This is a genomic window from Paenibacillus sp. VTT E-133280, assembly GCF_002264385.1.
In the GTDB taxonomy this organism is placed as follows: Bacteria; Bacillota; Bacilli; order Paenibacillales; family Paenibacillaceae; genus Paenibacillus_AQ; species Paenibacillus_AQ nitricinens.
Genome location: NZ_NFUX01000007.1, coordinates 57,428 through 83,543, shown reverse-complemented (window position 1 = coordinate 83,543; position 26,116 = coordinate 57,428). Strand labels below are relative to the sequence as shown.

Annotated in this window: 33 protein-coding genes; 22 read left to right on the top strand and 11 right to left on the bottom strand. The window is 44.2% G+C overall.

The window, feature by feature from the left end; all coding sequences use genetic code 11:
- The first annotated feature begins 12 nt into the window (after positions 1-12).
- Complete coding sequence (locus CA600_RS05225; RefSeq protein ID WP_049868186.1) at positions 13-249, top strand: hypothetical protein; 237 nt, start codon at positions 13-15, stop codon at positions 247-249.
- A gap of 18 nt (positions 250-267) precedes the next feature.
- Here the strand turns inward: CA600_RS05225 and CA600_RS05220 are convergent, their stop codons facing one another.
- On the bottom strand, positions 268-1,029 hold the full coding sequence (locus CA600_RS05220) for a C40 family peptidase (RefSeq protein ID WP_232316914.1): 762 nt from the start codon (positions 1,027-1,029) through the stop codon (positions 268-270).
- Between the two features lie 177 nt (positions 1,030-1,206).
- Between CA600_RS05220 and CA600_RS05215 the strand changes: the two genes are divergently transcribed.
- From CA600_RS05215 to CA600_RS05140, 16 genes are all read left to right on the top strand, one after another.
- On the top strand, positions 1,207-1,887 hold the full coding sequence (locus CA600_RS05215) for a hypothetical protein (protein ID WP_049868185.1): 681 nt from the start codon (positions 1,207-1,209) through the stop codon (positions 1,885-1,887).
- Positions 1,880-2,602, top strand: a complete 723-nt coding sequence (locus CA600_RS05210) for a cytochrome c biogenesis CcdA family protein (RefSeq protein ID WP_049868184.1) — start codon at positions 1,880-1,882, stop codon at positions 2,600-2,602. The genes CA600_RS05215 and CA600_RS05210 overlap by 8 nt, the downstream gene beginning before the upstream one ends.
- Positions 2,603-2,620: 18 nt before the next feature.
- Positions 2,621-3,178, top strand: coding sequence for a TlpA disulfide reductase family protein (locus CA600_RS05205; RefSeq protein WP_049868183.1), 558 nt, complete (start codon positions 2,621-2,623; stop codon positions 3,176-3,178).
- Positions 3,179-3,197: 19 nt separating this feature from the next.
- Positions 3,198-3,857, top strand: coding sequence for a hypothetical protein (locus tag CA600_RS05200; protein WP_049868182.1), 660 nt, complete (start codon positions 3,198-3,200; stop codon positions 3,855-3,857).
- 155 nt (positions 3,858-4,012) lie between these two features.
- Complete coding sequence (locus tag CA600_RS05195; protein ID WP_084781446.1) at positions 4,013-4,594, top strand: sulfurtransferase TusA family protein; 582 nt, start codon at positions 4,013-4,015, stop codon at positions 4,592-4,594.
- Between the two features lie 25 nt (positions 4,595-4,619).
- Positions 4,620-5,015: a DsrE/DsrF/DrsH-like family protein gene (locus tag CA600_RS05190; protein WP_049868181.1), complete on the top strand. Its 396-nt coding sequence runs from the start codon at positions 4,620-4,622 to the stop codon at positions 5,013-5,015.
- Positions 5,016-5,064: 49 nt separating this feature from the next.
- Entirely contained in the window at positions 5,065-6,186 is a 1,122-nt protein-coding gene (locus CA600_RS05185; protein ID WP_049869724.1) for an MBL fold metallo-hydrolase, read from the top strand.
- A gap of 14 nt (positions 6,187-6,200) precedes the next feature.
- Complete coding sequence (locus CA600_RS05180) at positions 6,201-6,428, top strand: sulfurtransferase TusA family protein (RefSeq protein ID WP_084781444.1); 228 nt, start codon at positions 6,201-6,203, stop codon at positions 6,426-6,428.
- 297 nt (positions 6,429-6,725) lie between these two features.
- Positions 6,726-7,517, top strand: coding sequence for a sulfite exporter TauE/SafE family protein (locus CA600_RS05175; protein ID WP_049868180.1), 792 nt, complete (start codon positions 6,726-6,728; stop codon positions 7,515-7,517).
- A gap of 124 nt (positions 7,518-7,641) precedes the next feature.
- Positions 7,642-8,118, top strand: coding sequence for a DsrE/DsrF/DrsH-like family protein (locus CA600_RS05170; RefSeq protein WP_372490924.1), 477 nt, complete (start codon positions 7,642-7,644; stop codon positions 8,116-8,118).
- 69 nt (positions 8,119-8,187) lie between these two features.
- Complete coding sequence (locus CA600_RS05165; protein ID WP_049868178.1) at positions 8,188-8,454, top strand: metal-sensitive transcriptional regulator; 267 nt, start codon at positions 8,188-8,190, stop codon at positions 8,452-8,454.
- A 33-nt stretch (positions 8,455-8,487) separates the two neighbouring features.
- The gene (locus CA600_RS05160) at positions 8,488-8,799 is read left to right on the top strand and encodes a rhodanese-like domain-containing protein (RefSeq protein ID WP_049868177.1); all 312 of its coding nucleotides are present in this window, start codon (positions 8,488-8,490) and stop codon (positions 8,797-8,799) included.
- Positions 8,800-8,879: 80 nt separating this feature from the next.
- On the top strand, positions 8,880-9,296 hold the full coding sequence (locus CA600_RS05155; protein WP_084781442.1) for a rhodanese-like domain-containing protein: 417 nt from the start codon (positions 8,880-8,882) through the stop codon (positions 9,294-9,296).
- Positions 9,265-9,663: a rhodanese-like domain-containing protein gene (locus CA600_RS05150; RefSeq protein ID WP_310735628.1), complete on the top strand. Its 399-nt coding sequence runs from the start codon at positions 9,265-9,267 to the stop codon at positions 9,661-9,663. Before CA600_RS05155 ends, CA600_RS05150 begins: the two co-directional genes overlap by 32 nt.
- Before the next feature lie 75 nt (positions 9,664-9,738).
- Positions 9,739-10,314 (top strand): class I SAM-dependent methyltransferase, encoded by a 576-nt coding sequence (locus tag CA600_RS05145; RefSeq protein WP_049868175.1) that lies wholly within the window; start codon positions 9,739-9,741, stop codon positions 10,312-10,314.
- A 20-nt stretch (positions 10,315-10,334) separates the two neighbouring features.
- Complete coding sequence (locus tag CA600_RS05140) at positions 10,335-10,718, top strand: DUF302 domain-containing protein (protein ID WP_049868174.1); 384 nt, start codon at positions 10,335-10,337, stop codon at positions 10,716-10,718.
- A 184-nt stretch (positions 10,719-10,902) separates the two neighbouring features.
- On the opposite strand, the gene CA600_RS30820 is transcribed toward CA600_RS05140, so the two are convergent.
- The 6 genes from CA600_RS30820 to CA600_RS31130 form a co-directional block, all read right to left on the bottom strand.
- The gene (locus CA600_RS30820) at positions 10,903-11,226 is read right to left on the bottom strand and encodes a hypothetical protein (protein WP_143812100.1); all 324 of its coding nucleotides are present in this window, start codon (positions 11,224-11,226) and stop codon (positions 10,903-10,905) included.
- Positions 11,227-11,585: 359 nt separating this feature from the next.
- Entirely contained in the window at positions 11,586-12,602 is a 1,017-nt protein-coding gene (locus CA600_RS05135; RefSeq protein WP_049868173.1) for a cytochrome d ubiquinol oxidase subunit II, read from the bottom strand.
- Between the two features lie 12 nt (positions 12,603-12,614).
- The gene (locus CA600_RS05130) at positions 12,615-13,943 is read right to left on the bottom strand and encodes a cytochrome ubiquinol oxidase subunit I (protein ID WP_049868171.1); all 1,329 of its coding nucleotides are present in this window, start codon (positions 13,941-13,943) and stop codon (positions 12,615-12,617) included.
- Positions 13,944-14,106: 163 nt separating this feature from the next.
- Positions 14,107-14,802 (bottom strand): carbonic anhydrase, encoded by a 696-nt coding sequence (locus CA600_RS05125; protein WP_084781440.1) that lies wholly within the window; start codon positions 14,800-14,802, stop codon positions 14,107-14,109.
- Between the two features lie 130 nt (positions 14,803-14,932).
- Complete coding sequence (locus CA600_RS05120; RefSeq protein ID WP_084781437.1) at positions 14,933-15,943, bottom strand: ketoacyl-ACP synthase III; 1,011 nt, start codon at positions 15,941-15,943, stop codon at positions 14,933-14,935.
- A 404-nt stretch (positions 15,944-16,347) separates the two neighbouring features.
- Positions 16,348-16,488 carry a hypothetical protein gene (locus tag CA600_RS31130; protein WP_179281537.1) on the bottom strand — a complete coding sequence of 47 codons (141 nt, stop codon included), beginning with the start codon at positions 16,486-16,488 and terminating at the stop codon, positions 16,348-16,350.
- A gap of 308 nt (positions 16,489-16,796) precedes the next feature.
- Here CA600_RS31130 and CA600_RS05110 point away from each other — a divergent pair, with 308 nt between their 5' ends.
- The 4 genes from CA600_RS05110 to CA600_RS05095 all read left to right on the top strand — a co-directional run bounded on the left by CA600_RS05110 (position 16,797) and on the right by CA600_RS05095 (position 19,680).
- The gene (locus tag CA600_RS05110; protein ID WP_036684721.1) at positions 16,797-17,126 is read left to right on the top strand and encodes an ArsR/SmtB family transcription factor; all 330 of its coding nucleotides are present in this window, start codon (positions 16,797-16,799) and stop codon (positions 17,124-17,126) included.
- A gap of 175 nt (positions 17,127-17,301) precedes the next feature.
- Positions 17,302-19,062, top strand: coding sequence for a SulP family inorganic anion transporter (locus tag CA600_RS05105; RefSeq protein ID WP_049868166.1), 1,761 nt, complete (start codon positions 17,302-17,304; stop codon positions 19,060-19,062).
- A gap of 48 nt (positions 19,063-19,110) precedes the next feature.
- Positions 19,111-19,434 (top strand): ArsR/SmtB family transcription factor, encoded by a 324-nt coding sequence (locus CA600_RS05100; RefSeq protein ID WP_049868165.1) that lies wholly within the window; start codon positions 19,111-19,113, stop codon positions 19,432-19,434.
- Between the two features lie 30 nt (positions 19,435-19,464).
- Positions 19,465-19,680, top strand: a complete 216-nt coding sequence (locus tag CA600_RS05095) for a hypothetical protein (protein ID WP_049868164.1) — start codon at positions 19,465-19,467, stop codon at positions 19,678-19,680.
- A 1,297-nt stretch (positions 19,681-20,977) separates the two neighbouring features.
- On the opposite strand, the gene CA600_RS05090 is transcribed toward CA600_RS05095, so the two are convergent.
- The 3 genes from CA600_RS05090 to CA600_RS05080 are packed head-to-tail and all read right to left on the bottom strand — an operon-like array spanning position 20,978 to position 24,250.
- Entirely contained in the window at positions 20,978-22,315 is a 1,338-nt protein-coding gene (locus CA600_RS05090) for an MFS transporter (RefSeq protein ID WP_049868163.1), read from the bottom strand.
- 30 nt (positions 22,316-22,345) lie between these two features.
- Positions 22,346-22,765: a universal stress protein gene (locus tag CA600_RS05085; RefSeq protein WP_049868162.1), complete on the bottom strand. Its 420-nt coding sequence runs from the start codon at positions 22,763-22,765 to the stop codon at positions 22,346-22,348.
- A gap of 18 nt (positions 22,766-22,783) precedes the next feature.
- Positions 22,784-24,250, bottom strand: a complete 1,467-nt coding sequence (locus CA600_RS05080) for a SulP family inorganic anion transporter (RefSeq protein ID WP_094869225.1) — start codon at positions 24,248-24,250, stop codon at positions 22,784-22,786.
- Positions 24,251-24,419: 169 nt separating this feature from the next.
- Here CA600_RS05080 and CA600_RS05075 point away from each other — a divergent pair, with 169 nt between their 5' ends.
- A complete protein-coding gene (locus CA600_RS05075; RefSeq protein WP_049868160.1) occupies positions 24,420-24,962 on the top strand; it encodes a recombinase family protein in 543 nt (180 codons plus the stop codon).
- 201 nt (positions 24,963-25,163) lie between these two features.
- Here CA600_RS05075 and CA600_RS05070 read toward each other — a convergent pair whose 3' ends face one another.
- On the bottom strand, positions 25,164-25,703 hold the full coding sequence (locus CA600_RS05070) for a cupin domain-containing protein (protein WP_084781435.1): 540 nt from the start codon (positions 25,701-25,703) through the stop codon (positions 25,164-25,166).
- Between the last annotated feature and the right edge of the window lie 413 nt (positions 25,704-26,116).

Genomic DNA, 26,116 nt, shown 5'->3' with positions numbered 1-26,116 from the left:
AGGTCGTTTAAGATGAATGAAGGAGTTCGGACTCTGATCTGTGAAATATTGATATTAACCTATTTAGATATATCCCCCAGACCAAAGAAAGGAGGGAAGAATTTTCAAAACCGACAAGAAGCGCTCGCCTTTTTGAATACGGCTTGGTTTGAGGTGCTTTGTGCAGGTATAGAACTGGAACCTGAAATCGTGAGAAGGAAGATGCTTCAAATTTCCAATTCTAGTCGTTTGAAAAGGAAGGGACAATAGCGTCCCTTCCTTACACATCTATTTTATAGCGCTTCCGCCAAATACAAATCGGTACTCCCAATGCTTCCCTTCAATTTGATCGATTCGAACCCCGCCCGATTTCTCGGAATACGTATGCAGAATTTTCCCATTTCCGAGATAGATTCCATTATGGGTAATTCGCTGCGAGGATTTATTGATTCCGGAGTAGTCACTGCTTTTACTCCCCTCGTAGGACATAAAGAACATAATATCTCCGGGATGCAACTCCCTCCAGTTTGTCGTAGTAGCTCCTATTTTCTTTACATAAGCAGCCTGGGTTCTTGAATTCCCTGGAAGAATAACTCCGGCTCCATCTTTAAAGGCTTGTCTGACGAAATCAGAACAATCGAAGGTTTGGGTATTGGAACGGCTTGAACCGAATACATAAGGCGTTCCCAAGTACTTCATACCCGCGTCAATAATGCTCTTGGGCGTCCCAGATACCGGTTCAGCAGGCTTGTCCGTAATGGAACCATTCGTTTTTATGAACTGACTTTGAGTGGTTACGTACCCAGTTTGACCACGCAGGTCCTTGATTTTAAACCAATACTGATTTACTTGTTCCAATATGTCGACATGTTCACCGGCTTTTAGATAACGAATGCGGTCACCGCTTAGGGAAGGCTTCTCACGAAAGTTAACACTTTTTTCGATGATTCCTTCTTGACCCGCGGCCGAAACCGTAGGTTGTCCCGCTATAATTGAGCCACAAATTAGAGCGGAAGCGAGTAAAGACAAGGTCATTTTTTTCTTCAGCATTGTAATACCTCCTGTAGTTTTGTAATTTACCGTAGCGAAAAGGATGCGCTAACGGTTTAAGCAAAGCCTATCACAGGAGGTTAGTTGGACTTGGAGGTAATTTCCCCCAATGGAGAGCTTTATCATTTCTTTAAAGAAGAAGATTAGGCTTTACGTGAGAAGGAGGGGTGAAGAGAATTGCAAAATATACAGATCGGATCTTTCGTTCTAAATGGGCAACTGATTCTTTATCTGAGTTATGGAGCGGGAGGCTGGTTGATGCTGCAGTATCGGCTTAGAGGCAGCTTGGAGCGTCGGATATACTTGTCCGATGCAGCGAATGCATTCTGGCTGTGGTTGCTCGTTTGGAAAGGAAGCTTTCTGATCTTTTATCCCATAGATGTGATCACACAACCCATGTCTTTACTTTATTTTGATGGTGGGGAACGCGGAAGATGGATAGCAAGTCTGGTTACGGCTTCCTATATCTGGTACAGAACTTCGAAACAAAATTTAAGCGTCAAAATGTGGATCGATATGGGGATTTGGTTTACTTTATCGGGCTGGTTGGTCTATCACTTGTTGTTGCTTATTACAGGCGAGGAGTCTTCCTTGTATCATACAGCAAACGCTGGAATGACTGTTCTTCTCCTGATCTCATTATTGGTTTCTCAAAAAGGATCCGATTCGGGAAGTGGATTAAACCATGCCGTTTGGTTTTCGATCGGAAATGTGTTGCTTTCGTTTCTGGTTGCCGATCGTCCGGTATGGTTGTTGTCCTTCAGTAAACAGCAGATCATTTTTCTATTGGCTGCCGCGTGTTTAACAGGATGGTCCTGGTTGGATGAAAAGCAACAGAAAGGAGGTCCTCATGGATAATCTTACAATCCTGGTAGCCTTTGCAGCGGGGATGCTTTCTTTTTTATCCCCTTGCGTATTTCCGCTTATCCCCGCTTATATTTCCCATTTAACAGGCTCTACCTTTCAAGATGGCAAACTTGTCGTGAATCGGTGGAATCTGAGCCTTCAGGCGTTTAGTTTTATCGTGGGGTTTAGTCTGATTTTTATTACGATGGGTGCGTCTGCAAGCTTCATTGGACGCTTCTTCGCGCAAGAACGCGAGCTGGTACAAAGAATAAGCGGTCTGTTGATTGTTGTGTTTGGTCTGCAAATGGCCGGATTTCTAAATTTTCGTCTGCTGATGTCCGGTAGAACGTGGCAAACCAAACCAACTGCGAGCCGCGGCATAATCCGTTCGCTTCTTACTGGTGTGGCGTTTGGAGCAGGTTGGAGTCCATGCGTTGGGTTGGCGTTATCGTCTATTTTGCTTCTGGCCGGATCTACGGAGACACTGTGGAACGGAATAGGGATGCTGGCCGTGTATTCGTTTGGGTTGGGAGTTCCTTTTCTATTGATTTCGTGGTTGTTGACGTATTCGATGAGCATGATGAAAAAAATGAATCGATGGATGCCTCTTCTGTCGAAAATTAACGGTTGGCTTCTTATTGGAATGGGACTGCTGCTATTTACCGGCCAATTGCAAAAGATCAGTGCTTGGCTTTCTCAATATACATTTTGGGACATTACATTCTAACAAGGGGGATCAATAGAGATGAAGAAAAGTGTGATTGCCATCATTGCCCTCGTTATGCTTGTTGCTTATGGGGCTTATGATTATTATGAAAAAAAATCGTCTGAAGGGACTTCTGTCAGGGAATCCGCAGGCCAGAATATTAAAGTGGGCATTCAAAAGGGACAACAGGCGCCGGATTTTACCTTGAATGATTTGCAAGGCAATCCTGTCAAGCTATCCGATTATAAAGGAAAAACAGTACTTATTAATTTCTGGGCAACCTGGTGTCCGCCTTGCAGAGTAGAGATGCCCCATATGCAGCGGTTTTATGAGGACTATAAGCAACAAGACGTCGTTATTTTAGGGGTTAATTTAACACCGACGGAGGAGAAAACGAACAACGTTATGTCATTTGTTAAGGATTATGGTTTGACATTTCCTATCTTATTAGATTCGGAAGGGACGGTCATGCAGACGTATCAGGTCGTCGCGTATCCAACTACGTATCTGTTAGACTCCAGCGGAGTTATTCGCGAGAAATATCAAGGAGCTATCAATTATGACACCATGAAAGAAGCTGTTTCCAAAATCAAATAATGGAAAAGAGGTGTTCAACATGAATTTGCCCGTTAAAAAAATGATGTTGTTTACGTTGTCGGCGTGCCCATTAGGCAGATCTATGAACAATGTGCTTCGCGAAGTTCAAATATGTCAGGATGAACTTTCTTATGAAGTCGTACATGTGGATGTTCATCCCGACCTCGCGAACCATTACCGGATCAAGACAAATCCGACTACGCTTCTTGTAGACGCAAGCAACCAAGAGTTATATCGGTTCGAGGGCTTCAAAGAGACAGAGGAAACGCTCCGAATCATCGGACAAGTCAATAACAAATCGTTGCGGTCATCAGACGATCTTCCTGAGAACCAGGAAATTACAGAAACCTATGTTATTTATTTATATCAGAACGGTATGGCAGTGCCAGTCGAGACTTTCTATGTGAATAAAACGTCCATTAAGGCACCTCGAATTACAGCTATTGGGCAACTGTTAAATACTCGTATTGATAAATATGATAACCCGTTTCCGCCGTCTTCTGCTCTGGAAGGGGTGCATTTTGAACAAGGGATTGGCGAGGTGACGATTCTAGTTCATCCTTCGGAAGCAGAATTGGATCAGGAAAAGATGAAGATTGTATTGGAACATACCTTAGCGCCATATGGGATCAAGAGTGTAAATATAAAGTGGATAGTCAGCGGGGACTCACAGTCATAACCCTGAAGTTAACTATTCTCCCCTGTTGACAATGCCTTTCTTTAGGATGTAATATACCTATAGGGGTATGAGTAATTATATTATGTGAATCCGTAGGGTAAACTCGTACAGGATATGTAAGCCCCGGCAAAACACCAATATAGGAGGGTTACGATTTGACTGCACATTCAGAAATCAAAGCAGATCAGACGCTCGATTGCAAAGGTTTGGCCTGTCCCATGCCTATCGTCAAAACCAAGAAAGCGATGGATCAGTTGCATTCCGGGCAGGTCATCGAGGTTCAGGCAACCGATAAAGGTTCACTGGCGGACATTCAGGGCTGGGCCAAGAATACCGGCCATCACTATTTGGGCACGATTCAGAATGGCGATGTGCTTAAGCACTTTATCCGTAAATCGAGCGCGGATGAGATCAAGGAAGAGAAAAAATATCCTCACACCGTGACCAATGATGAGCTGGAGAAAAAGCTGGGCAGCGTAACCGTTCTCGATGTTCGCGAGCCTGCCGAATATGCGTTTAACCGGATTCCTGGCGCCGTCTCCATTCCGCTTGGGGAACTGGAAGAGCGCCTAGGCGAGCTGAATACCGAAGATGATATTCATGTTGTATGCCGTACCGGCACACGCAGTGATCTGGCTTGCCAGCTGCTGTCCGAGAAGGGTTTCAAGAACGTAAAAAACGTGGAGCCCGGCATGTCTGGGTGGTCCGGACCGATAGAAAAGAACTTTCAAATCTAATCATGGACCAAGGAGGTCGTTTAAAATGAGCACGAAAGTAGCGATTATCGCAAGCAATGGTGGAATGTTCGATGCCTATAAGGTTTTCAACATCGCGACGGCATCTGCAGCAACCGACGCGGAGGTAGCCATCTTTTTCACCTTCGAAGGACTGAACCTGATTCACAAGCAGGTCCATCACCAGCTTCCGCTGCCGGCAGGCAAAGAATATTTTGCGGAAGGCTTCAAGAACGCCAACATTCCTTCCATCCCGGAACTGGTGAATATGGCGCAGGAAATGGGCGTGAAAATCATCGCCTGCCAAATGACGATGGACGTCATGAACTTAAAGAAAGAGGATTTCATTGAAGGAATCGAAGTCGGCGGCGCCGTCACATTCCTGGATTTCGCGAAGGACGCAAACGTGTCCTTGACGTTCTAATTCATCAAAGGGGGAATCAACATTGACTACTGCAACCGGACTCCGCCCGATGACAGCGGGAGAACTGACGAAAATCGTTCTGAACAAAAAAGAACTCTTCATTCTCGACGTGCGCAATCAAAGTGACTTCGACGATTGGAAAGTGGAAGGAGAGAGCGTCGAGATTATCAACATTCCGTATTTTGATTTGCTTGACGGCGTGGATCCAGTGCTAGACCAAATTCCAAGCGACAAACCTTTGCTTGTGGTATGCGCCAAGGAAGGTTCGTCCAAATTCGTGGCAGAACAATTGGTTGGAGCAGGAAGAACTAACGTCTCTTATCTGGAAGGCGGCATGAAATCTTGGAGCGAGCATTTGGAGCCGGTGAAAATCGGAGATTTGAAAGACGGGGGCTCCCTGTACCAGTTCGTGCGGATCGGAAAAGGCTGTCTTTCCTACATGGTCATTTCCAGCGGTGAAGCAGCTGTAATCGATACGCTCCGAATGACGGATGTATTCGAACGCTTCGCTGAGGAACAGGGAGCGGCCATTAAACATACGCTGGACACGCACTTGCACGCGGACCACATTTCCGGCGGGCGCAAATTGGCGGAGCAAACAGGTGCAACGTACTGGCTGCCGCCCAAGGACGCGACAGAAGTAACGTTCCAATATGAGAAACTGGAAGAAGGTCGTGAGATCTCGGTAGGGAATATCAAGATCAAAATTCAACCTATATACTCGCCGGGTCACACCATCGGAAGCACGTCGTTTATCGTGGATGATCAATATCTGCTTACGGGCGACATCCTGTTCATCGAATCGATCGGCCGCCCGGACTTGGCCGGCAAAGCAGAGGACTGGGTCGGCGATCTTCGCAACACCTTGTACAACCGTTACAAAGGCTTGGCTCAGGATTTGATCGTACTGCCTGCCCACTTCGGCAAAGTGACGGAGCTTGGAGATGGCGGCCGCGTCATGGCCCGATTGTCAGATCTCTACCGCGACAATCCGGGCTTGAACATTAAAGACGAGGAGACGTTCCGGCGGACGGTAACCGTGAATTTGCCGCCTCAACCGAACGCCTATCAGGAGATTCGACAAACGAATATGGGTAAGATTACACCGAACGAAGACGAGCAACGCGAGATGGAAATTGGTCCGAACCGCTGTGCGGTTCATGATAAATAAAGGAGGACATCAAAGTGAATACAGATATCACGGTAGATACGAAAGGTATGGCCTGCCCGATGCCGATCGTTAAGGCGAAGAAAGCCTTGGATAGTCTGCAACAAGGTCAAGTTATGGAGGTCCTGTCTACAGACAAAGGCTCCGTCAATGATTTTCAAGCCTGGGTTAAACAGACGAAACACGAACTCATTCAGCACGTCGAAGAAGACGGCGTTTATAAATTTTACGTTCGCAAAGTATAAAAAAAGCGGGACCCGGAAGGGCCCGCTTATTTCGCCTCGTCATATACGATAGTGATGCCAAGGGAACAGTAACTTTCTTCGGTATAATGGCCATGGGGGCAAGTTTTCGTGCTGCAAGCCATATCGATTTTCGCTTGCAGTCTTTGATTGCACACCGGGCATTTATCTTCGAAAAAGCTTTTTAAATGTTGAAGCAATCGGATCACCTTATTTCTTATAAGTTTACTTGGTTTTAATTATAACCTGTATTCAACTTGATGTCACGCATTAGAGAAAACTTTACGACAGGAGGGTGTCATGGATTTCTTACTGCTCATTGTCATGGTGCTCATCGGTCTGGTCGGCTCTTTCTTTTCAGGGTTGCTTGGTATTGGTGGCGCAATTATTAATTATCCCCTCCTACTGTATATTCCATCCCTTTTCGGTGCGGCACACTTTACAGCCCACGAAGTTTCCTCCATCAGCATGTTTCAGGTCTTTTTCGCTTCACTTGCTGGTGTTATCGCGTTCCGGAAAAAAAGCAAAAAGGGCGGAACGGGCGTCGTCAATAAACAGTTGGTCCTTTATATGGGGAGCAGCATCCTCGTCGGCAGCCTGGTCGGCGGCTTTGTTTCGGGTATGTTGAACGGAGATGTCATCAACCTGATTTACGGCATCCTTGCGGTACTGGCGGTCGTGCTAATGCTAATACCCAACAGGGGGACACAACAAGATACGGATGACCTCCGTTTCAACAAAATCATCGCCATTACTGCGGCATTTGTAGTAGGTATCGTTTCTGGAATCGTAGGGGCCGGCGGCGCGTTTATCTTAATTCCCATTATGCTCACCGTGCTCAAAATTCCCACGCGCACAACGATTGCATCCTCGCTCGCGATCGTTTTTATTTCGGCCGTTGGAGGCGTCATCGGAAAAATCACGGGCGGGGATATCCCTCTGTGGGCGACGGTATATACCGTCATCGGCAGTTTGATCGGAGCACCGATCGGCACGATGATCAGTTCGAAAATCAATGTAAAGGTGCTTCGATATGGTTTGGTCGTCCTGATCGCACTTACGGCCATTAAAGTGTGGTCGTCCATTTTGTGAATGCATTAATCGTATCTGCAAACATTTGCCGCGGCAGAAGGGTTGCATTCTTTATTATTGTCCGTTAATATACCTATAGGGGTATGAGTAAATATTATGAGAGAGAAGGTATGTGACGTTGGAATTGGAAAAAGATAAAACGACAATCGTGCTCTTCAGCGGCGATTTGGATAAAGCAATCGCGGCGTTTATTATTGCGAATGGAGCGGCGGCTTATGATCACGAGGTGACAATCTTCTTCACGTTCTGGGGATTAAACGCGCTTCGCCGGGACGAACCGATAAAGACAAACAAAGGCCTTCTTGAAAAAGCTTTCGGATGGATGATGCCGCGCGGCGCGAAGAAGCTGGGTTTGTCAAAAATGAACTTCGGCGGCCTCGGGCCCCAGATGATCAAGCATGTGATGAAAAAGCACAAAGCATTGTCGTTGCCCGAGCTGGTTGAACTGGCTCAAGAACAAGGCGTTAAGTTAGTCGCTTGTACGATGACGATGGACTTGCTCGGTCTGAAACAGGAAGAATTGATCGATGGTCTGGAGTATGCAGGAGTAGCCGCATATCTGGGTGACGCCGCGAACGGAAAGGTAAACTTATTCATTTGAACAAGCGTATATGAACTTATAATTTTTTCCTTTATACTATACCCATACTCGTATAAGGAGTTGTTGGACATGAACTACGAATACACGGACGAAATCAAAACCCGGCTGCGCAGAATCGAAGGACAAGTCCGCGGGGTGCTGCGTTTGATGGAGGAAGGAAAGAGCTGCAAGGAAGTTGTGGCACAGTTGTCCGCCGTTCGCAACGCATCGGACAAGGCTATCGCGCAGATCGTTGCAGAAAATTTGCAGCAATGCATCATGGCGGAACATGCTGCCGGTAACGATACAGGAAAGATGGTCAAAGAAGCTGTGGAGCTTCTGGTTAAGAGCCGCTAATACAACAACTAACAATCTGAGGGAGTGAAAAACATGGCATTCAAAATTCCGAAAGCAACAACGCCGCAAGAAGTGGCCGCAAGGTTAAAGAATGGCGAGAAGCTGAACCTGCTTGATGTCCGGGAGCCCGACGAATGGGCATCCGGCCATGTCGCAGGCGCCAAGCACATTCCACTTGGACAGCTCACCGAGCGGCTAAAAGAACTTGATCCGTCGAAAGAGACGATCGTCATCTGCCGTAGCGGCAATCGCAGCGGTCTTGCGTGTGAATTGCTAAGCGAGAAGGGCTTCGACGTCGTAAATATGACCGGCGGATTGAACGCCTGGACAGAAAAGCTTGTATGAGGTTTTGCCTCTCTAATAACCATGGTCTGCGGCAGCTGTGTCATTATTCAGCTGTCGCAGTACTGTAGAAAGGACTTCATATGATAACACTCTTGTATATTCTTGCCGGAGCCGTGATCCTGTGGGTCCTGCGCGGCTTTTGGCCCGTTCCTTCTTTCCAATATGTGCCCTGTCATGAATTGGAGAAAGCACGAAATCAGTCAAGTGTGAAAATACTCGATGTCAGGGATGCATCGGACTATCTGCATGGGCATGTTCCCGGCTCGATCAATATATCGCTCGGACGTCTGCCTTATGTGTGGCATAAAGAGCTCTCTAACGACGACTCCGTCATTATTTTGTCCTCAAGTTGCTATCAGAGTAATAAAGCAGCCCGCATCCTGCATAAGCGCGGCTTCCGGCAGTTGTGTGCCGCGCAGGGGGATTTTTTTCAGCCGACAGGCAAACAAGTGAATACGAAAGGATGTGGAATCTTTGGACACAGGTACAATCATTAATATCGGAATCCTTGTGCTAGTCGTGTGGTTTGCATATTCGCGCTTTAAACCGGCCAAAGGACTCCGAAACCTTAACGCAGAGGAATTTAAGAGCCATATGGGCAAACCCGGCAAACCGCTGGTGATCGATGTCCGAGAACCGAATGAATATAAAGGCGGATATATTGCCGATGCGAAGAATATTCCTCTTTCGCAATTGTCCCGAAGGCTTTCCGAGATTCCCCAGGATCGTGACGTGCTGCTCTATTGCCGCAGCGGTATGCGTAGTAAAAGTGCGGCAAAAATATTGTTGAAGAACGGCCATAAGGAGATCGCCCATCTGCAAGGTGGCATCGGGGCTTGGAAAGGTAAACTGGCAAGCAAGTAAACGAGTGGTGAGCGTGGTTTAGGGCAAGGATAAAAACGGTTAAAGTATTTTAGTGAATGAATGGAGGACAATCCCATGCACGAGCGTCGCTTTAATCCTGAAAATATGGCTAAACTCGACAGTCCCGAACGTAAGGCTGTTCTTCCCCCGGAATCTTTGCTAGAGAAGCTGGCCCTGAATGAGAACGAGTCAGCAACTATTCTGGATCTTGGAGCTGGCACGGGGTATTTTTCCATCCCTGTTTCAGAGCGAACAAGTGGGACCATACTTGCCTTGGATATCGAGCCCATGATGCTGGAGGTTATTCGCAGCAAGGCGAAACAGAAGCAGATAAAAAATATTCAGACCATCGAAGGCCGGCTTGAGCAGATTCCTCTGGAGGAAGAGTCGGTGGATCGTGTCATCGCGTCCCTGGTCCTGCATGAAGCGGAGCCGCTTCAACAGGCTTTGTCTGAGATTCACCGGGTCCTTCGCAGAGGCGGCCGATGTGCATGCCTAGAGTGGGAAAAGCAGGAGACGGATCAAGGGCCGCCGCTGCACCATCGAATAGGCTCCGAGGAGTTGACACACTCGTTTGAGCAAGCCGGTTTTACCATACTGGAAACGGATCACCCCACCGGCGCACATTACGTTCTGGTCGTACAGAAATGATGTAAAGGGAGTTGTAAACGATGTTCCATTATACAGTTGAAACTACCAAAACACCTGAGCAGGCGGTTGAAGCACTGACGGAAAATTTGAAGGCGGAGAAGTTCGGCGTCCTATGGCAACTGGATATGAAGGCGAAGCTGAACGAGAAAGGCGTCGAATTCGACATGCCGTATCAGATTCTCGAGGTCTGCAACCCAGTGGAGGCCAGGCGGGTTTTGTCCGAAAATGCGTTGGTCGGATACTTCCTTCCCTGCAAACTGGCTGTGTATGTGGAGAATGAAAGGACCAAGATCGGCATGCCGAAGCCAACGGCTCTCATTGGACTTGTGGAGAATGAGGCCTTGATGAACATTGCTTCCGACATCGAGAAGCGTTTGACTGCTTGTGTTGATAAGAGCATCTGAACCACATCCATACAACTGCTACTGAACGCTTGAGTTAGATGAACAGAAAAGGCTGGGACGGCGGGCCTTCGCCTTGTTGGATCGGTATACGTCTTCGAAGTGAAAGCTGCCGTTAGCCAATTACAAAGCGCTAAACGGGGTAAAGTAAGTATGAATGAACTTCAAAGCAGGAAGGCTAGTCTGGTCAATTGATTGAAAAATGAGCTTCCCCGATCGACGGAGGAAGCTCATTTTTCTCTACACACAATGGATACGGGCAGGGGGGCAGCAAGTCACTGCCTTCGAGCTCCATTGTAAACAGCTCAGGGTTGGTGGGAATGATGCAATACAAATCCTTAATTGTCAGCTTCCATGGCAGCATAGGAGTGCTGTATCCAGTACGGGCACCAGCCGATGCTCGAAGGTGATGAGTCGACCCGATTCGATCGATTCGGCCGACGAATGAAACGCTGGCCCTGATTGAATAATGAAGGCCTGTTCTTGCGAATTGGCCGCTTGATTCAGTCATGGCTGTGCGCACTGAGCAAAATATAGATGCTTGAAACCAGGGAAGCCAGCTTGATGTCTAGCGGCAGTCCCATATGACTATGGATGACAATCAAAGCGAAATTTCTTGCTTATAAAGGAGTATTTCGATGGTTACAGGGAAAACCCGGTGCTCTTGTCTTTAAGATGAGAGTGGCATCGCTGAGCGGACGTATCGCCCCATGACGTGCAGGGAACTGAGCTCTATGCACAATGCACAAAAAAAGTGCCAAACCTATATATTTGCCGGTTAAAATAAATATCGAACCGACGATAAGAAAAGCAAAAAGGCAATTCCAAAACATAACCACATGAGCCATTTGTCTTGTCGATCAAAAAGATTCATCTTATTTTCCCCTTTACATAGTCTGCATTGAATAAAAACAAGCGTAACAGCAATATCAATGCCGGTATCAACAACAGCAGCCCCGCCGTGAATGCTGCAACCAGTGCACGCCCCATCACTGGATTGGTCACGCCGCCGGTTAATGTCAAGATGGGATAGAGAAGATACGGGAGATGTGACTGTCCGTAACCGAAAAAGGCAAAGGCGAACTGGGCCATAACCAAGATAAACGCCCATCCATATCGATGCCTGCGCCAGATGAACCACACCGCAATCGCAAAACAAATAAAAGACAAGCCAAACATCCACCACACATCCAATGTGTTTAGGAAATGGTCTCGGTTATGATTTCGCAACGCCATAAACGTAAATAAGCTGGAGATGATGGTCGGAATGCCTCCCCAGAGTGCAAACCGGCGAAGCCATTCCAGCGCCTTTCGATCTTCAGCACGCGCCGCGTAATAAGTAAGGAAAGAAGAACTTATAAATAGAACGCTTGAAATGGCTAGCAGAACCACCGCCCAGGAATAGGTACTAAAAAACAACTCCTCCATCAACAAGTGGACGGAGTGGCCTTCAAAAGACAAAAAACCTCCTTCCGATATGGTGAAAACTGTTGACAGCGCAGCCGGAATCAGTAATCCCGTGGATCCGTAAGCAAGTAAGTAAAGATTGTTTTTTCTTGCCCCGTAATTCGTAAATGCGTAGAAGGATCCTCGGACCGCAAGCAAGATTAGCGCAATACTTCCGGGGATTAACAAAGCGGTACCATAGTAGTAAGCAGTGTCCGGAAAAAAACCGACAATACCTACGAAGAAAAAGACCAGAAACACATTCGTTACTTCCCAGACGGGAGACAAATATCGGGAAATCAGCGGCCCAATAACGGACTCGATTCCGATGACTCTGCCGTAATAAGCATAAAAACCAGCGCCGAAATCAATCGAAGCAACGATCAAATACCCGTACAAAAACACCCAAAGCACCGTAATTCCAAGCTGCTCCAACGACATCTCCATGCTCCTCTACAAAATAATACGCCTTTCCTCTAGTTCCATTTCCGCAGGCTTGTTTCGGAACAATCGACCAAGGACGAATAAGCAAATGACGCCGAGAAGCGCATACAGTGCGGCAAAAAGCCAAAACGTAACACCAACGTTGGGATTTGTTGTGACCGCATCTGAAACTTTCATATATCCTCTGATAATCCAGGGTTGTCTTCCCACCTCGGCATAAAACCATCCCAGTTCAATGGCAAGAAGGGATAATGGCCCTCCTGCAACAATCCCGGTCAGGAGCCATCGATTATAGGCATTCCAGCGCTTTATTTTGTTGATAGTCAGGAACAGAACAGGAATAGCAAGTAAATAAAAGCCGATGCCGACCATCGAATCGAACAAATAATGGACATATAGCGGCGGCCATTCCGATCTTGGAAAATCGTTCAACCCCACTACGGTTCCATTCGGATCGCCTGTGGCGAGAAAGCTGAGCCCCCATGGGATTTCAATTGCACCGGTTACTTCCAACGTGTCCGGGTTCAAATGACCTCCTACAATCAAAGAAACCCGATTTCCGGTTTCGAAATGCCATTCAGCGGCAGCCAACTTTTCGGGCTGTACCTTAGCCAGAAATTTGGCGGACCCATCTCCGATCCAAATGGTCGCGACAGCCAGAATGAGACCTGTTATCATATTTAGACGGATCGATTTTTTATAATAGACATTTTTTCGTCCCCTTAGCATGGAAAAGGCCGCAAGCATCGCAAGCAAGAAAGCGGCAGTCAAATAAGCGGAAGACAAAACATGAGCAACTTTGGAGGGCATGGCCGGATTGAACATCGCCTCCATCGGATCGATATGCAAAAAGTTTCCGTTGTCAACTGTAAAACCCTGTGGTGTATTCATAAACGCATTCACCATTGTAATAAATAACGCTGAGGCGGAAGAGCCAATGACAATGGGAATAGTCAATAGCCAATGCAGATACGGATTTTTGAATCGGTTCCATGTGTACAAATAGATGCCGAGAAATATTGCCTCGAAAAAAAAGGCAAATGTCTCCAAAAAGAGAGGCAAGCTGATCACGTTCCCTGCCAGTCTCATAAATTCGGGCCATAGTAAACTAAGTTGAAGCCCGATGCATGTGCCTGTTACGACACCTACGGCAACCGTAATGACAAACCCTCTTGTCCATCGCCTTGCCATTAGTGTATAATGAGGGTCTTTCTTGCGTATCCCCATCAACTCCGCAATCGAAATGAAAATGGGAATCCCAACACCTACTGTAGCGAATAATATATGAAAAGCCAGGGTCATTTCAGTTAACCCCCGACTCCACTCCAATGTATTCATCGTATGGTTCCCCCCCTGTTTTTACAATTCACAGCTGTTTTCATATTGGATTACTATTCCACAGTTTCCGATAACTATGCTTGAGGCTCAGGTGTTCTTTAGAAATATGTTATAATCTATGTCCACTGTTTTTCGTTTTATTTAGTGAATATGTATCACCTTTTTATCTAAGCCAAGTTACCTTCCCGGACTCCATATGGTACTCGCCACCGACTATTTTTAAACCGCCATTTACCAACTTCTCGTTTAATGCCGGGTATTCAAGTAGTTCATCCTCAACCATTTTGACATTTTCAATTACAGCCCGGTCAATGATGTCTTTTTCGGATATGCCAGCGGATATCGCCTTTTCAGCAGCCGGTTCAATCTTATTAACAATGGATTGTAAATAAGCTGGATGCCTCCTTCTTTGTAATGCCTCAATAACCGCGCCGCAGTTCTCATGCCCTAAAACTAACACAATCGGAACGTGTAAATGATCCACTGCATATTGGACACTTCCTATGACATCATCATTCACGATATTTCCAGCAACGCGAATCACAAAGAGATCCCCCAGTGATTGATCGAACACAATTTCCGGTGCTACTCGTGAATCGGAGCAGCTTATGATGACAGCGACCGGTTTTTGTTCGGAGATAAGCTGCCTCCGATTTCGAATGACATGTTTTTCTGCTAAATGCCCCGTAACAAATCGTTGATTTCCTTCTTCCAACAGACGAATCGCTTGCACAGGATTCATTTCCTGCTTTATCTTTTCGCTGAAAGCAGGCTGGTTCAATGAACGACATCCTGTGCTGGACAGCAAACACATCCATACAACCAAACAGAGCAGGCTGCGGGACTTCTTTAATGACACAACAACGGCCTCCAATAAATATTTGAATTTTTGAATATTTAACTTATCTGTTCCCTCCCTTCGCAAGATTTATTCCCACTAAAACAAAGAGGCACCTTCATAAGGTGCCACCGCTACATATAATCGTTATTTATAATGGAAGAGGTTCGTTAACGACAGGATCAAGCTGTAACCTTACGAGGACGCCCGCATGCACGAGCCCAGCCCCAAACCCATACAGTAAGGCTTTATCTCCCGCACGGATTTTCCCACTCCGAATCCCTAAATCGAGTGAAAGGGGGATCGTTGAAGACGATGTATTACCGAAGTGAGTTAGACTATGCAACGTACTTTCTATAGGGAACTCCAGTTTCTCACAAAGCGGCTCAATCAGTCGCAAATTCGCGCTATGGGGAATAAACCAGTCCACATCGTTTATTGTCTGACTGCTTTTGTTCATCAATTGATGAATCGAATTGGGTATTGTTCGCATCACCCAACGGAATACTTCCCTTCCGTTTTGGACAATGCAATTGTTGTCGCACAACTTTTGCTCGCCGAGTCTATTGGCAAGCCCTGTCCGATAAATATGGACCCCACCTGTGCCATCGGAGCCAACATGATGACTGACGAATCCCTCAAACTGGTCATCTCTTTCCACGAGAACGGCACCGGCGGCATCGCCAAACAAGACGCAGGTTGTACGATCCGAATAATCTGTAATTTTGGACAGCGTTTCACCGGCAATGACCAGAACCTTCCTATGCAATCCAGAAGCAATCAAGCCATGAGCCATGATAAGTCCATAAGTAAATCCAGCACAAGCGGCACTAATATCAATCGCACCAGCGTTTTGAATTTGAAAATGGGCTTCAATTAAGCAGGATACTGTAGGAAAAGGAAAATCTGGTGTAGTGGTGCAAACAATAATAAAATCCACATCCTCGATTGTCTTGTTATACCGAGAGACGAGATTCCTGACTGCACTTATACAGAGATCGCTGGTAAATTCGTCTCGCTCAGCAATACGTCGTTCATGAATGCCTGTCCGCTGTACGATCCATTCATGACTGGTATCCACCATCTTTTCCAAATCATCATTTGTCAGTTTTCGTTGGGGTACATACGTTCCAATGGCTGTAATACGCGAATGAAACACCAATATTCCCACCCTTCATCCTTATTGAAATTGCTACGAAATCGGAAATTTTTGTCGATATTCATGAAGTTCTTTTTGAAAACGGTGGAAAGGACTGGATAACATTTTTATATTCCGTTTTATTTTGGTTTTCCTTTTCCGATTATGCTGACACTTGTGGAGTTGATCAATCTGTTTATCGATTTTTTCCCGTAGGGTTAGGATAAACCCGATCGCAATGTGAGATTTAGCCAGTTCATGAAGATCAGTAGCAAGAGCCTCACTCAAATTGCGAAGATCCGGAAGGTATAACGACTTTGTCACATAAAAGACCTCTGGCGTAAAGTCCTCACGGTAATCTTGTCCCGGGACTTGCTCCCAAAAGTCATTCCATTCTCGTAGTAGACCAGTTTCATACAAAAAGAACTTTAAAAACCCGCATAACCATGCCGTACAACTTGTATTTCGTTTTTGGCATCCAATACCTTTGACAAGATGTCGACACCCTTGACAACAGGAACCTCCATTGGCGATACAAACGTTACAAATGGAATTGGACCCAATCTCATGTAACGCATGAATCCCCATTGTTATGACGGTTTGTCTGCTTACCTGCATGAAAGGTGTAGTCAATTCGTGAGAGGATGACGAATCTTGATGTGATGAGTTATTACTCGTAGAGTCCGGCATTCGTACCCACTCCTTATGTTCTTTTAATCAAATAATCAGATATTTGAATATAGTGTGTATTATATAGGAGTTGCAACCAAATCACAATCCATGCTCCGGTATGCCCTTCTTTCCAGAATGTTTTTGGGTGAAGTTGTGTTATGATATTCATATATTCAAAAGTATAGTGATTAAGGAGGCGTTAGCCATGAATCAAAATATCCAACAGTTTAAAGCCGATTTTTTTAAGGCGCTGGCGCATCCCATGCGGATTCGAATCCTGGAGGTTCTGAGTGAAGGAGATAAAAACGTAAATGAGATACAGAGTATTTTAGGCTCAGAAGGTTCAGCCGTTTCTCAGCAGTTGGCAGTATTGCGAAATAAAAATGTGGTGACGGGCTTAAAAGATGGTACTTCTGTCATTTATTCGTTACGTGACCCGCTGATTAAAGACCTGCTCGCAGTCACAAAGCAGATCTTTGATAATCATCTCGTTGATGCCATTTCATTACTTGAGGTCATTCGAAATGAATCTTAAACTGAAAAACAAGGGTATCCATGAGCAACATCAAGGATCACCTTGTTTTTTCGTTTTGCAGCCGGAAACATGCGAAGCGACACGAGATTATTACGATTGACATTATTCGATGACAGGAGTAACATTTCACATATATTCAAATAATCAAATATATGAAGAAGAGAAGGTAGTTCAGATGAAATGGATGGGAAGATTTGAAGGATACCATGCAGCCGCATTCCGCAAGGATCTCATTTCAGGCCTCATTGTTGGCATTATCGCCATTCCATTAGGGATGGCGTTTGCTATTGCGGCTGGTGTAAAACCGGAATATGGAATTTATACCACCATCGTTGCCGGTATCTGTATTTCCTTGTTCGGAGGTTCTAAATTTCAAATTGGCGGACCGACCGGTGCATTTATTCCGATCCTTTTCGCAATTGTCATGGAATATGGATACGAAAATTTATTGCTTGCGGGATTTTTGGCGGGAATTATTCTCGTTCTCATGGGGCTATTTAAACTCGGTGCATTGATAAAATTTATTCCTCGCCCTGTAACCATCGGATTTACCGCTGGAATTGCCGTCATAATCTTCAGCGGACAAATTGCCAACTTTTTAGGTTTGAGCGGTATCGAGAAGCATGAGAATTTTCTACCAAATATGAAGGAAATTGTAATGCGTCTCACAACTACAAATCTCTACAGTGTTATCACAGCGGTGGTTTGCTTGGCTGTCATCCTCCTAACGCCGAAGTTTCTACCGAAGGTCCCTGGTTCCTTGGTAGGGCTCGTCGTATCCACTATAGTGGCGACCGTATTTTTTAAAGGGGAAGTTGCAACGATTGGATCGTCATTTGGAGCTATTCCAAGCACCCTACCCCATTTTCATTTCCCTGATCTAACCTGGGATCGCATTGAAAACTTGATTCGCCCCGCCTTTATTATTGCCATGTTGGGCGGCATCGAATCTTTATTATCGGCGGTTGTTGCCGACGGCATGACCGGCAGTCGTCATAACAGCAATCGTGAGCTGATTGGGCAAGGTGTCGCCAATATGGTAACCCCTCTCTTTGGAGGCATTCCAGCGACAGGAGCCATTGCACGAACAGCAACCAATATCAAAAACGGTGCGGTCTCACCTCTGTCGGGTATTATACATGGCATTGTTGTATTGCTGGTGCTCATTTTGTTTGCACCTTATGCATCGGAGATCCCACTTGCTAGTATGGCACCGATTCTGATGCTGGTTGCTTGGAACATGAGCGAACGAAAAGAATTCGCTCACGTCTTAAAAACCAAAACGAGCGATTCCGTTGTCCTTCTCATTACCTTTTTGCTTACGGTCTTTACAAATTTAACGACTGCCGTTGAAGTCGGATTAATCTTGGCCGTAATTCTGTTTGTGAAACGAATGAGTGATGGCTTACTGGTTTCCAAGGTATTGCCTGACCCAACAGCTAAACATGAAAAAGTGAAAGCCCACATGGTAACCGAAGGCCACGATTGTCCACAAATCGGGATCTATACCATCGAAGGCCCTCTCTTTTTCGGCGCCGCGAACATGTTTGAAAAGTCCATTATGGATACGATTCATCTTAGGCCGAAAGTATTGCTGCTGCGCATGGGAAAAGTACCTTTTATGGATACGACAGGTGAATCGAATCTGTCCAGTTTGGTGAAACATTTCGAGAAGTTTGGCGGGATTATTCTTGTATCCGGAATTCAAGCTCAGCCTTTGGATGTATTGAAGAGAACAGGGTTGTATACGCTGATTGGGGCTGAACATTTTTTTGGACATACCGGTGAGGCACTTAACTTCGCGCTATTGCAACTGGATTTGAATAAATGTCTAGGTTGTAAACATTTCGCTTTCCGTGAATGCGCGGCGTTATCAAACAAGGAGTCTCAAAAAGAAGTAATCACCAGCTTGAAGCCAGATCCATCAAGGACCTAACCTATTCTCACTCGGAGTCGCCCCAAAGACGAAATGAGGTGAATGGGAATGCAACTTGCACTTCAGCAGTACAGAGTAGATGTTTTTAAGGTCATGGCTCATCCGCTGCGATTGCAGATTTTGGAGTTATTATGTGAAGGACCGAAAGGTGTCAATGAGCTTCAAACGCGTTTACAAAGTCAAGGTTCTGCGGTTTCCCAACATTTAGGTATTTTAAAAGCGAAGCATCTCGTAATAGGAATGAAGGTTGGAACTCGCGTCGTCTATTCGGTGCAAGATCCTCTTATATGTGATCTGCTCTTCATGACCAAAAACATGTTTAACAACCAATTAATGAGCGTGATTGACATACTTGATACCAGGACTCATTGAACAGCAAGGGTCAGATCGGAAGTGTATGAAATGAGTCAAATTCATATTCAGCAAAAGGGAGAGGGGTTCTCGATCATTCTTTTGAAGCAAACGACCGGCATTCGTCAAGAATTTGGATACTGTACGGGTTATTGCGAGAGCGTCGTATTTGCTTTGGAAAAGGCGAAACAACTACACATTCCAGAACAAAACATTTTATATCAGGGGAGAAAAATTGGTTTTTTTGCTTATAGAGATCCTCTTTAAGATGAAACAATGAGCTGCTTGATATGGTTACCCGTTCGTTTCGACTACAGGAGTATATGGAAGTTTCGACCTTGCTTGAAACAACCTTTCGGCTATCTTCTTGGAAAAAACGATAACGGTTTTCGCTAAACAACTTAAGCGAGAGGAGAAGATTATGAACGATTTAAAAAATAAAGTTTTTTGTTTGACTTGTCAGAAGGTCACGTGTATCTCAAAGGCTATTCATATTCTTTCGACAACAACGGTTTCTGGACAATATCGGAAATCAAAAGGTTGCCATGATTGTCGGGCGGATAATAGAAAAGTGTTCCAACAATCGTATCCTCTATTTAAGCAAACAAGCTTGTGATGTCTTTTTGATCTTCAACTTTATTATTACCTTTATTGCACTGGGAATTATAGTGTATTTATTTATCAAGTCGTAGTCAAACCGATGGTATTAATCTGGAGGTGTCAGTATGTTGCTTGTTTATATCGCGGTTTTTGGAGTAGCCGCCTTTATTATATGGATTACCATATGGGCAACTAGTAAAGCGTATTCTAAAAAATGGGATCGACCAGATGAATAGTTAGCTATTCATGTGAAGGATGTAATGTAAGCGGTTGGGTGTGATTGCCTTGTCCAGTAGCATAAGGAGTTCGAATGACTACCCTGAGAAAAGTGGTGGGACGCTGACCTTCGAATCATTTATTCAATATAGAAAGGAGGTCGATTTTGAGCTCCAATGGATTTGGAATTTTGATGGTTAGTGTTGTTTATTTTGGTTTAATCATCTGTTCTTTTGTTATCTTGAAGACAAACAAGACTCATTCTAAGAAGCGAAAAGAAGAGGAACATTCTGATAAATGAAAGTTTTGTATCTAATTATGAACTCCGATCGCGCGATTTACGAATTATGCGTATTGCGTTCACTTAAACAACAGGTAGTTGAGTTTGGTCCGGGTTCCACCGTCCGGGCAACTTTATCTCACGTAAGGAAAGCGCCGATACAATGTTGACACTTGCCCCAGTATGGCTCTTATAGGCATAACCCCGTGAATATTTTCTTTAAGTTTCCGAATCTGTTTTTTGGTATTAGAACTTAGAGTTCTATTTTAATTTTACCGGTAAATAATAAGGGGAATAAGCATTAATTGAACACCATTGTTCCGGTTCTGCCCATTTTAGGAACCAACGATTACGTCTTACATTAAATACATGTAAACAAAGTGGAAGCCCTTATTTAACAAGGGATTCCACTTTTGGAGTTTGGATAACTGACACTTCGCTGGTACTACCCCTAGAAATAAGAAGGGCTTATATCTTTCCTTCGGGTACAGTGTCCGCGGTACGATCTTTGATAAAAAATGTAGTAAGTAGGGCAATCATACTTCCGATCAATCCGTACAAAAATATGTGATGGATTCCGCTCATAAAATCTTCTGATCTCGTCAGAATTGCCCCCATGATCGTTACGCCTATTGCTGTTCCTATGTTACGAGCAAACATCATAAATGAAGTTGAAATTCCTTTTTCATGCGGTTCAACAAGCTGCTGGGCTCCGATAACGCCTGTTGTCGATAATAAACCGAAAGCGAAACCTTGAATCATCAAAACAAAAAATACATACCAAAATCCATTTCCATCGTGCAAAAAAGCTAGGAAGACTCCGGAAGTCACGAGCAGAATACTTCCAATAATAAACAGACGGCGATAACCAAATTTCAAAATCCATTTTCCCGCCGGAACAGATGCAGAAATCCAACCAAGGGCAGTTCCTAGTAATGCGATGCCACTTTGGAAAACGGAGAGTTTGGTTATGTCCTGTAGAAACAATGGGATATAGCTTGCGGTTCCAAATAAGGCCGCCCAACCAAGGAAACCGTTAATGTTCATCCAGCGAATCGTTTTATCTTTAACAATGGAAAGGGGAACGAGTGGTGATGCTTGCTTTTTTTCAAAGAAGTAAAAGGCAATGATGAATATTGCGCCAACACTGACATAGAGGATTTGATTGCTTTCAACGACAGTTGCCAGAAGCAATACACTGACTCCAATAATAAACAAAAGTGCACCAATATAATCGATACGTGCTTTTTTGGGTGTATACTCCTCATTATATGGTAATAAAGTGAGCAACGTTAGAATGCAAATCGGGATATTTATAAAGAAAATCCATCTCCATGTCATATACTCCACGAAAAATGCGCCTAACAGCGGTGCGATGACTGCGGACAGTCCCCACATTGACGTCCCCAAGGCTTGAATTTTTCCGCGCTGTTGAATGGAAAATAGATCGCCTGCAATAATAGCTGGAAAAGGCATCATGAAGCCAGCACCGATACCTTGAATTCCACGGAAAATAACAAGCTGTACCATCGTTTGCGACACACCGCACAGTATAGAACCAATTAAAAATAAAACAATGCCAAAGGCAAAGACTCGTTTCCGGCCAAACAAGTCTGATAATCGACCTGCGACTGGAGCGAACACGGTGGTCGCGATCATATAAGAGGCAAACGGCCACGCAAAAAATTCAAACCCACCAAGACTCTTTGCTATGATTGGCATTGTTGTATTCATAATCGTTGTATCCATTGATGCAACTAATAGGGCGAGTACAATACTTATCAATACTGTTGTTCTGCTTTTCAATCAAACACCCTCCCAACATCTTGGGATCAATTATTTTACAACAATAACTGGACACTGTACTCTCTTAACCACTTTATGACTTACGCTACCCAAAACAAATTCCTGTAAGGCATTTAACCCGCGGCTTCCTATAATGACCAAGTCCACTTTTTCATTATTTGCATATTCCACAATAGCTGGACCAGGATCTCCAGTAATAATCTTTGTTTCATGATTAACATTTTTAGCAGAAAGTTGTTCTGCAATAGGAAGCAATTTTTGATGTCGTTTCAACTCTATTTCCTCATGATTTTGAGAATGCAAGACTTCACTTTTAATTTTGGATAAGTCTGCTACAAATAAGATTTCAATGGTGGAATCTGGAATCAAGGATGCAATTTTTGCAGCCTCCTGGGCTGCCCGAATCGAGTTTTTTGACCCATCAGCAGCGAGTAAAATACGTTGATACATATTCATCTCTCCCCTACATTAGTGTGCTTTTAATTGAGCATTTGCATCTTGGTATACGGCTAACTTATCTATAATTTTTTTACTAGATGCATTTAGTCCTTTAATCGTGACATGATTATTGTTTTCACGATATTTGATGACTACTTTATCTACTGCGCCTACGCCAGAATCGTCCCAAATGTGTGCATGAGAGAAATCAATAACAATATTTACATCCTCAGCGATATTAAAGTCAAAGGCTTTTATGAAGCCTTCCACAGAAGCAAAGAACAATTGCCCCGTTACATCAAATATGATTTCTTTGCTGGTCTGTCGTCTTCTAACCTCTAGTTTTGAAATCTTGGCCACAAAGAAGATCGCGCTAAGAATAACACCGGCTATAACGCCTTTGGAGAGGTCATGAGTTGCCACAACGATAATGACCGTAGTCAACATTACAAGAGCATCCGTCTTTGGAGCTTTACGCAGATACGAAAATGATGTCCAATCAAATGTGCCAATCGATACCATAATCATAATCCCAACCAAAACAGGCATCGGTATTTGTACAACCAATCCGCCTAATACAAGAATCAGAAATATTAAGAACAGACCTGCAACTAACGTGGACAACCTGCCGCGGCCCCCTGATTTGACGTTGATTACAGATTGACCGATCATGGCACATCCAGCCATACCGCCAAAGAAACCTGTAATAATATTTGCGATACCCTGTCCTCTGGATTCTCTGTTCTTGTTGCTTTCTGTTCCTGTCATATCATCAACGATAGAGGATGTAAGCAACGATTCCAGTAATCCGACAATGGCTAAAGCGACAGAGTAAGGAAAGATGATTTGAAGTGTTTCAAAATTAAATGGAATGTCCGGGATAAAGAAAGAAGGCAGGGTTTGAGTGATTCTTCCTAAATCCCCAACCGTTCCTAAATCTAAATGTCCCCAGATGGCAACCGATGTAAGGATGATAATAGCGATTAATGGGGCTGGTATGGCTTTGAAAAAACGAGGCAATACATATACAATAATCAAAGTAATAGCAACAAACACATAAGTCAGAGTTGATATGCCAACAAAATGAGGGACCTGCGCCATAAATATCAGGATTGCGAGTGCGTTAACAAAACCGATCATGACGGCTCTAGGAATAAATTTCATTAGCTTTGCAATCTTGAATAATCCCAAAATAAGTTGTATGATCCCGGTGAGTATAGTGGCGGCTAATAAATATTGTAATCCGTAATCTTTAACTAGAGGTACCATCAGCAAAGCCATCGCGCCAGTAGCGGCGGAAATCATACCTGGACGACCGCCTACAAAGGCTATAATGACTGCGATACAAAAAGAGGCATATAAACCAACCATAGGATCGACACCGGCAATAATGGAAAAGGCAATCGCTTCTGGAATGAGAGCCAAAGCGACAACAATTCCAGCAAGTATGTCGCCCCTTATGTTTGAAAACCACTCTCTTTTTATTCTTTCAACCACGTTTACTTCCACTCCTTATTTATTTTTAGTGTGACTTTTAACTCTCATAAAAGTCAGGTTCCGTATTAGGCTCATTCATTTTATCACCAAAAGGACCAAAATGGAACCTTTTAGGTCCCTTTTTTGTGGTATGCTTTCAAAAGGGCTTCTGCAGTAAGGAGGGCACGTTATGTTAATTGGTTATATGAGACCCTATCAAGATGATTTAAATTGTAAAATCCAAATAGAGACTTTGAAAGAACTGAATTGTGACCAATTCTTCACTGAGGAGCATTCATCCCCTAAAAAAAGAGTAATGTTAATAAAAATGATGAATGAACTTCAACCAGGGGATACAGTTGTTGTTGCAAGGCTATTTTCATTTGCGGATTCTACCCGGCATCTAGCAGAGCTATTAAATCAATTAAATGAAAAAAGGTCATATCTCTATACTGTTGGCGAAGGGATAAATACGAATCAATCATCAGGATACTCATTTCATGACAGCGTAAATTATTTATTGAATTTTCAAAGTGATGTCATTAGTGAGAATACTAAAAAGGGATTGTATGAGGCGAAACAAAAAGGAATGAGTCCTGGCCGTCCGCGAAAGCCTGATGAGAATGTGAAACGAGCCATTCATATGTATCAGAGTCAAAAGTATAGTCTTGCACAGATAAAGGAAGAGACGGGAATTAGTAAAACTACACTATATCGCTATTTGGAGAGTTGATCTAGTCCAATATAGACTGCCTTAGGGGGAGTACCAGCGAAGCTGATACCACCCGGCCTTCTTGGAAATTTATGAGTCATATTCAACAAACTATTTTGTTCCATACTTTTGGACTTCGTGACAGTGACGCTGGTAATACCCCAATTAACCCGGCCTGGGTTCCGGACCGGGACGAAATAAAGTTGGAATAATTGGATTTAACTAACCTTCAGCAGACAGTGCAATTGCTTTTGTTTCATGAACTGTACCATATGGATGCTCAGGAGGCGCATAGATAACGTAAACTTTAAGGGGGGTATTGCCTGTGTTGGTTACATTGTGCCATTTTCCAGCAGGTATCATAATTGCATAGTCATCATAGGCCATTACTTGAAAATCCAATTTGTCCTTCCTATCACCCATTTGAACAAGTCCCTGACCTTCTTCAATACGTATGAATTGATCAGTTGTCGGATGGACTTCTAAACCGATATCATCGCCAACATTAATACTCATCAGAGTTACTTGAAAATGTTTTCCTGTCCATAAAGCGGTACGGTAAGTTTTGTTTTGCTTTGCTGCCTGGTCAATATTCACTACAAGTGGACTTTGTCCATAATCTCTTAATTTCATTTTTCCGTAGGGATTACTATCAGTATTATACCAATTGTAATAGTGAGGATTATAATCCCGATAGTTGTTATTCCAGCTGTTATGCATCGGATTATGCCATTGATAGTGATGGCATGATTTATGGAACATACTCATTCTCCTCTTATGATTCAGTGTTTACTTTTTTATCATATGCAACTGCCTATATAAAGGAGTGCAAAACCTGCAGTAATGGGCAAGAGCCTAAATAATCACAAGACAAATACAAACTATTTACAAATGGTCCTCGATGCCCAACTCCTGGAACTTGACGAACTGTCGTTCCGGTTTTTGATCTTTAGCCGACACACGGCCATATCCCAGCTTCATGTGTACTTTCTCCCCCATATTAGTTCCACCCGCAAAGTCAATGTAATAAAATATAATTGAAAGTGCTTACGTCCTTGAAGCGAAAGGCGAAGCGTATATATGGTAACGCCAACATTTCGGAAATTCTGTACGCTAAGGACTTCCCAAAAAGCGATGTAAAAAAATGTGGGTGCACAAACATTCTCGGTAATGAA